The following is a 2,545-nucleotide window of genomic DNA, read 5'->3' as shown; positions in this document are numbered from 1 at the left end:
GGCGACCTCCCCGGCTGGAGGCAGAGAGGTCAGGGCGGAGGGCGGACGGCTCCGCCGGCCGGCCGGAGCACGATCGACTCGACGAGCAACCTCCGGTTGCGAGTCGAAGCTCACTGCGTTCTCCCGCCGCCGGCCGCTGGCGTCGCCGCAGGCGACCTCCCCGGCTGGAGGCAGAGAGGTCAGGGCGGAGGGCGGACGGCTCCGCCGGCCGGCCGGAGCACGATCGACTCGACGAGCAACCTCCGGTTGCGAGTCGAACCTCACTGCGGATGCAGCTCCTCGAAGGCGTACAGGGGCAGGGTGAAACGGAACGTCGAGCCCTTCCCGGGGACCGACGTCACGTCCAGCCGGCCCCCGTGCGCCTCCACCAGGCCACGGCTGATCCACAGCCCGAGGCCGGTGCCGTTGGGTTTGGTCTCGGCACGACGGAAGAACTTGGTGAACACCCTCGCCAGGTCCCGCTCGGGAAAGCCCTCGCCCTGGTCGCGCACCGACATGGCCACCTCCGAGTCCCCCACGCTGCCCTCGACCGACATGCCGATGGGCGAGGCGTACTTGCAGGCGTTCTCGACCAGGTTGGTGAGGACCTGCACCACCTTGTCGGGGTCGGCGTAGATCGACGGGAACGTCGGCGGGAAGTCGATGGCGCAGTCGAGCTCGGGGTACTCCATCTTCACCTTCTCGACCACGTTGCGGCTCAGCTCGGGGAGGTCGACCATCTGGCGTCGCAGCACCAGGCGCCCGGACTCCAGCCGACTGATGTCCAGCAGCTCGGTGATGAGGCGGGTGACCCGGTCGGCGTCGTGGTTCACCTGCTCGAGCATCATCCGCTTCTGGTCGTCCCGGAGGCGGTCCCAGCGGTTGAGCAGGAGGCTGGTGTAGCCCTTGACCGACGTGAGGGGCGAGCGCAGCTCGTGGCTCACGGTGGACACGATCTCGATGCCGGTGGCGTGCTGGTGGCGGCGGAGGTCGGCCGGCCGCATGGAGACGACCAGGCCGGCGACGGCCCCGTCCGCCGCCCGCTGGTAGCGCCCGGCGGCGAAGACCCGCACGTGCTCGCCGTCGGCCCGGTCGATGGTGATCTCGTGCTCGGGGACCAGCCGCACGGAGCGCAGCCGGGCGGAGGCGTGCCAGGCGCCGTCCAGCAGCGGGGTCCCGTCCTTGGCCCGCGGCGACAGGACGTCGCAGCTCCTGCCCACCAGCTCGCCCACCGCGAACCCGGTGAGCGCGCTCGCCATGGCGTTGGCCTCGACGATGCGCCGGTCGCCGTCGAGGCACACGACGGCATCGGGAAGGACGTCGTAGGCCGACATGTCAGCGGCCGCCGCCCCGCCGTTGGCGAGCCGCCTCGAAGCACAGGACGGCCGCCGCCATGCCGACGTTGAGCGACTCCGTACGGCCGCTCATCGGGATGGTGACCTCGGCGTCGAGGAGGCCGCGCCCCGCCATGCCCGACGGCAGCCCCGCCGCCTCGTTCCCGAGGACCAGCGCGGTGGGAGCGGTGAGGTCCTCCGCCGCGTAGTCCAGCCCGCCGTGGGCCGCCGCCCCGAGCCGGCGCAGCCCCCACTCCGCCAGGCGCCCGAGCACCTCGGCGGGTTCACCTCCCGCGACGACCGGAACGTGGAACAGCGATCCTGCCGACGCGCGCACGGCCTTGGGGTTGTACACATCGACGGACCCGTGACAGCAGATTACTCCCCCCGCCCCCGCCCCCTCGGCACTGCGCAGGACGGTGCCCAGGTTGCCCGGATCGCGCACGTCGACGCACACGACGACCAGATCGGCGCCCCGGAGCCGGTCGAGGGGGACGTCCACGTAATGGACGACGGCGAGGAGCGGCTGCGGCGTCACCGTCCCCGCCACCCGCTCGATCACCCCGGGCGCCAGGTCGAGGACCCGGGCACCGGCTGCCGCCGCCCGCCCCAGCAGGCCGACCGGCGCCCCGGGGGCGGCGTAGACCGCCTCCACGCGGACGCCGGCGTCGAGGGCCTCGCCCAGCACCTTGGCCCCCTCGACCACGAACGCCCGCTCCGCCGAGCGCGCGCTCGTGCGCCCGGCCAGCCGCCGGAGCCGCTGGACCTTCTGGTGGCGATAGGCGAGCCCCGTGGTCAGGGCTGGTCGATCTCCCCGTCGCCCGGCGCCGCCGGCCCGGAGCCGTCGGCGGCCGCCACCGCCAGCTTCACCAGGCCGCCGAAGGCGGCGGGGTCGCTCACCGCCAGGTCGGCCAGGACCTTCCGGTCGACCTCGATCTCGGCCAGGCGGAGGCCGGCGATGAACCGGCTGTAGCTGACACCGTGCTGGCGGGTGGCGGCGTTGATGCGCTGGATCCACAGCTTGCGGAACTCCCCCTTGCGGGCCCGACGGTCGCGGAAGGCGTACTGGAGGGAGTGGTTGACCTGCTCGTTGGCGGCTCGGAAGCTGCGGCTCTTGTTGCCGTAGTAGCCCTGGGCCTGCTCGAGCACGGCGCGGCGGTGCTTGCGGCTGTGCACGGCGCGCTTGACTCTCGCCATCGGAGCTCCTTTCGTCGGGGGGAGGGGTTCGGGGG

The 2,545-nt window shown here is 73.0% G+C and carries 3 protein-coding genes; all 3 read right to left on the bottom strand.

The genetic code is table 11. The features are described from left to right. Nucleotides 1–260 precede the first annotated feature (260 nt). Entirely contained in the window at nt 261–1,313 is a 1,053-nt protein-coding gene (locus VM242_14945; protein HVM06461.1) for a PAS domain-containing sensor histidine kinase, read from the bottom strand. A 1-nt stretch (nt 1,314) separates the two neighbouring features. Then, nucleotides 1,315–2,019: an RNA methyltransferase gene (locus VM242_14940; protein HVM06460.1), complete on the bottom strand. Its 705-nt coding sequence runs from the start codon at nt 2,017–2,019 to the stop codon at nt 1,315–1,317. Nucleotides 2,020–2,108: 89 nt separating this feature from the next. After that, nucleotides 2,109–2,510, bottom strand: a complete 402-nt coding sequence (rplT, locus tag VM242_14935) for a 50S ribosomal protein L20 (protein HVM06459.1) — start codon at nt 2,508–2,510, stop codon at nt 2,109–2,111. Nucleotides 2,511–2,545 lie beyond the last annotated feature (35 nt).

It is taken from the genome of Acidimicrobiales bacterium, assembly GCA_035540975.1.
In the GTDB taxonomy this organism is placed as follows: Bacteria; Actinomycetota; Acidimicrobiia; order Acidimicrobiales.
Note: the sequence above shows the minus strand (reverse complement) of the source record. Positions and strands in the feature narration are given on the sequence as shown.